Source organism: Paenibacillus sp. P3E, assembly GCF_001909045.1.
GTDB classification, from domain to species: Bacteria; Bacillota; Bacilli; order Paenibacillales; family Paenibacillaceae; genus Paenibacillus_AQ; species Paenibacillus_AQ helianthi.
Genome location: NZ_LVWH01000060.1, coordinates 1 through 4,950, shown reverse-complemented (window position 1 = coordinate 4,950; position 4,950 = coordinate 1). Strand labels below are relative to the sequence as shown.

Below are 4,950 nucleotides of genomic sequence, written 5' to 3'. Positions count from 1 at the left end.
AGGTAGTGACTATACTTACATTTATATTTGAGTATGGAAAATTTTTTAATGATAATACTCCGTTGATAATAGATCAGCCTGAGGATAATCTGGATAATCAATACATATATAAGAACTTAGTAAATAGTCTGAAACAAATTAAAAATTCCAGACAAATCATTATCGTAACTCATAGTTCCACAATCGTAACAAATGCAGATGCTGAGCAAGTAATTGTACTAGAGTCAGATAGTAAGAACGGCTGGATCGTAAAAAAAGGGTATCCTGATGATGACACGATAACAAAGCATATTATAAATTACTTGGAAGGGGGAGCTGACTCTTTCAAGCATAAGATTGGTATGTATTCGAGAGTGTTGGATATAAATAACTAAAGAAGTTTGCTTTTATTTTTATATAGAGAATGGAGATAAAATGAGAGAATTTTCTTTTAAGAGAAGGCTTGAGCATGTACCGAATTTTCAAGAAGATTTATCTAGAAAATTATCGATTGTATTTGATTCAGAATTTATAAAGACAGAGTGGTCTGCTGAACTTGATAATGGTGTATATTCCCCTCGTCTTGATTTAGCTGTTGGTCCATTTGCAATAGAAGAGTCATATGAAAGCTTATATAACGAAATGGTCTATGAGCCTACAATATTTCATTTTTTAAGCAGGCTTCAAGAAGCTCATGCTCAAAATCTTGAAAGAAATTCGCATATGCATACTCCAGAATTAGAGCGAAAACTCTTCATGAATCCTAATGCAAGATGTCTTTTATCAATTGAAATAGAAAATGCAGTATCTCAAAAACATATGCTTGGTGCCATTGTGAATGCTTCTGCATTGGGGAGATTAGGTATACTAATTCCATGGAATGAGCGAAAATTAAGGGCATTTATCAGAGCCTTAAATTATCTTGGTTTTCTTAAATCTGTGGGCAAAAACAACTTCGATATGACCAATATATTTATTGTTACTAAAGAACAAATAGAGAGTGCTCTTTTAGGAATTTCCGTTGTGAATAGAATCTCAAATTGAAACACGCGTTCCCATTTTATTTGGATTGATCCCATGAATAAATGAAACAGTCGATCTGTATATTTTAATACCCCCAGCACCCGTACTTACTTGTACGGGTTCTCTTTCATATGGATTTATTTTTTTTAACCATGGTATTATCTTCGTTGTTCGTATCATTGAAATAAAACAATTACGTCTATTTCATTTATTCTTGAAAGATAGCAGTATATTATGATTCATACAATACTGAATGATAAGGGGCGTTGATTGAACATGAAAGGATTATATTATCATCCAGACCGAATTATTGACAGTAGCACTATGTTTTTGGACTACGGTAGATATTCAGCTATAACTCTTTTTTTAGAGCTAATAGAGTCTATGGCGCCTGAAGTACTAGAAGATTTAAAAGATATATATGATATTTATGCAGAAGCAGAAGAATGGTTTATTACGTATCATAAGGGGAGTCAGTTATGGCCATCTGAGTGGGGAGTAGTCAAAGAATCCAATGAAAATTTTTGTTTTGAGTATACACAACTGAAAGAGAAAATAACAAGCTGGGTGTATAAATTCAACCTAGTTGGAGATTCGGATTTTTATTGTACTTTGGGTCTTTGTTCTTTATCGTTTTATTATGATGATTGTAAGGAAACTGAGCGGAAAAAGAGGTTAGATGAATACAACGAAATTGCTAAAAGATATAATGTTTCCTTGGAGACACTTCGAAGGTCTGGACGATACAACAGGACTTGGCCTTATGAAGAGAAATTAACACTGGTAAATTGTATTTTTCAAGATGAAGAGACTGATAATATTGAACTAAGCAAAAGTATAAACGATGATAATCATCTTTCATTTTTTGAAAGAACATTTCCGGTTGCATTCACTCCAAGCAATATTTTTCTCAAAAACGATGAAGGTATTTACCCATATGAAACAATGCAAACACATTACGAGTTGATTAATAAAATCCAACAATTTAAGGATGACGAAGATTTATTAGCTTATAGTGGGATGGCATGGGACCCAAGATTGAAAACATGGAAAGACTTTGAAAGTGAATTGGATAAAATGTTTAAGCAATACAAAGATCTTTATCGAGAGCGAACAGAAAAATTCCTTATTGAGAGAGGATATCTTAAAGAGCCTGAAAAAAGGAATTTGGATCATTTTAAATGGCTGGTTCATTACTTAATACAAAGATGGACTCTTCGTGAAATTGCAGATTTCTATAGTCAAAATGTAGGTGAGGAAGTTCATGAAGATACCGTTTCTCACGGTATTAAAAGTGCTGCAAGACTGGTTTTAATCGATTTAAGGAAACGGAAATCTATAGAAAACAATTAATCATCATGTAAAACTGAAAATTCTCTATGAAAGATGTACTAAAAGGCTATTACTGGCTTCACTATCATTTGCAGCCACTGTAAATACCATAGTTGAGCAAACGATCGAATGTCCCCTGTCATTTAGCGAGAGACTTTTCATCATGGTTAATGCGATTTATAAGAAAGAAAGTGTATTCATAACCGGAGTATTCAGAAAATAAGTATTACTCTCACCTCCTACGATTGTCCGGTATGTTAGAACTTCGTCGTCGAACGATAATTTCAAGTTGATATATCCTATAATAATTCAAATAGAGCACTAGCCGTTGAGCGGCTAGGTGCTTTTGTTTTTCATAACGACTACTGACTCTCATGATGGGAGTGAGAATAATTGAACTTTTTCCTTAAACCTTACTTTTCAATATTGCCATATTCAGAATGGATGATGAAGTGATTAAGCGAACGGGCAGGATAGCCTAATGCTTTCGCGAATACTCTACATATGGAGTTATTTACAAAGTTCGTGAATAAGACGTTAAGTGAAATCAATTGAGACATACAAGTCCAAGAAGGCCAAGAAGGGAAAATAAAGATGAATGAGAAGAAATTACAAGAAATCAAAGATTCATTGCAATATTTTGAGGATCGCAAATCACGTGCTGAATTAAGAATGCAAGAGATAAGATATAGTGATGAGGGTTGGTATTTTGGATTAATTGGTTTTGCTGCTGACTTTGAGTTTGTAGAACTAGAGGTTGGAAGAATTCAGAAGATTGTCGAACCTCCTGGTGAGGTTGAATTGGCCTCGGCTTTAGAACGAAATGACATGTTTTCGTTGTTCGGACGTTATACAAGAGGATTGAGCTATGAATTATTTATTAAAGATGATGAGGTATATAACGAACGGATCTTTGATATCGCCTGGTGGATAATCTCATCCTTAAGAATTAAAACAGATGTTGATTTTATTGTTCCTGTTGCTTCCAATCGTTCTTGGTCAACATTTGCAGCTGCCCCAAAAAATTCAGTTAAAACGCGAGTTATAGAGGACTTCCCTAAAGCTACAAGACAGTCTTTAGATTCAAATGTTTCAATTGATGATGTTGTATGGGTAAAAAATAATTTTGCAAACTTTGCTAATTTACTCTCTGATACACGCTTTAGAACTGCAATAGATAGTTTAACCACACATCATTTACAACATAATTCAAGAATGACTATCGCATTACTCTGGTCTGGAATAGAAGCGATATTTGGAATTCAATCAGAACTAAGATTTAGGTTATCAGCTCAAATAGCCTCTTTGCTTGAAACTAGAGGAAGCTACAGATACGAGTTACATCAGAAAATCAAGAAATTATATGATGTCAGATCAAAAGTAGTTCACGGAAGCTCAATAACTGAAGAGAAAATACAAGAACATATTATCGAAGTAAGGGGATTGTTATCAAGGATCATTACTTATTTCATAGAAAGTAAACAAATTATGACAATTAACGAATTTGAAGAGCTTCTGTTTCTGTAGAAAACTCGAGGAAGCAATTGACTTCACTTAACATTATATTCACGCAGCGGGCATACGCCTTTGGTCCGACAGAGGAGTTTCGGGGAAGTAGAGACAGTTGGACACCCCGACATTCGTCGAGGTCGTGAATACAGGAACGTTAAACGAAAACATCAAAGACGGAGAGGGATTAAAAATGTTTAAGGACAGAGTATATATTTCACCAAGATACTATCTTGAAGATTACTTAGCATTGGATTTATCTTTAACAAGTGATGAGCAAACTTGGCAGCGAGCGATAAACATATTTTCAGATCGAATTGAAGGAAGGTTTCTACTTCTGATACAAGAATATTCTGATAACATAACGGCAAATTATAGATATATTGATTATAGTTTTAGCACAATGGCATTATGTAGTTTGCTTATTGAAACGCTTCATCAGTTTTATAATGGGCTTGATGTTACAGTTTTCAGAGGACATAAAGAAGCATTTGTACAATTTTTGACTAGAAGTAATTATTTCGGGAGCTATTTTACACGAAGAACAGCCAGTTTTTTTTATTCAGATATTAGAAATGGAATATTGCATCAAGCGCAGACAAAAAGAAATACTCAGCTTACTTTTGAACAAGAAAACATGATTATTGAAATCGAAAACGGAATTAGTTTAGATGTAATTAAATTTAAAGATGAATTACTTAACGAATACCAAGAATACTTAGAGAGACTAAATAACGATAGTAATCATGAACTGAGAGAAAACTTTATCAAAAAAATGGATTATATTACAACGAGAATTTAGTAATACGGATACTCAAAGCAATGAATTCGTTTAACAATATATTCAAGCAGCGGCTCCGTTGGAGCCTTGGTCTGCGGGAAGGATTTCGAAGAGGAATATCAGCAGACAACCCCTTTTGGGTTCATGAATACAGGAACGTTATATGAAATCCTAAAGAATGAGAGGAAAAGAAATGACAACACAATTTAATTTCAATAATTTGAATAACCTTTATGCAGAAGCTATCGCATCAGATGATAAAACGTTAATTTTTGAAACTCAAATCGGAAAAGGAAGATTCTTATTTATGATGTTTTTATCAGAGG

General features: G+C 33.7%; 4 protein-coding genes and 1 pseudogene. All 5 read left to right on the top strand.

What is annotated here, in order from left to right:
- Positions 1-374 (top strand): annotated as a pseudogene (locus A3842_RS32890) (TrlF family ATPase); the annotation flags it as partial.
- 40 nt (positions 375-414) lie between these two features.
- On the top strand, positions 415-1,023 hold the full coding sequence (locus tag A3842_RS07505) for a hypothetical protein (RefSeq protein WP_074100950.1): 609 nt from the start codon (positions 415-417) through the stop codon (positions 1,021-1,023).
- Between the two features lie 255 nt (positions 1,024-1,278).
- Complete coding sequence (locus A3842_RS07500) at positions 1,279-2,355, top strand: hypothetical protein (protein ID WP_074100949.1); 1,077 nt, start codon at positions 1,279-1,281, stop codon at positions 2,353-2,355.
- A gap of 573 nt (positions 2,356-2,928) precedes the next feature.
- The gene (locus tag A3842_RS07495) at positions 2,929-3,861 is read left to right on the top strand and encodes a HEPN domain-containing protein (RefSeq protein WP_074100948.1); all 933 of its coding nucleotides are present in this window, start codon (positions 2,929-2,931) and stop codon (positions 3,859-3,861) included.
- Positions 3,862-3,985: 124 nt separating this feature from the next.
- The gene (locus A3842_RS07490; RefSeq protein WP_143186191.1) at positions 3,986-4,645 is read left to right on the top strand and encodes a hypothetical protein; all 660 of its coding nucleotides are present in this window, start codon (positions 3,986-3,988) and stop codon (positions 4,643-4,645) included.
- Positions 4,646-4,950 lie beyond the last annotated feature (305 nt).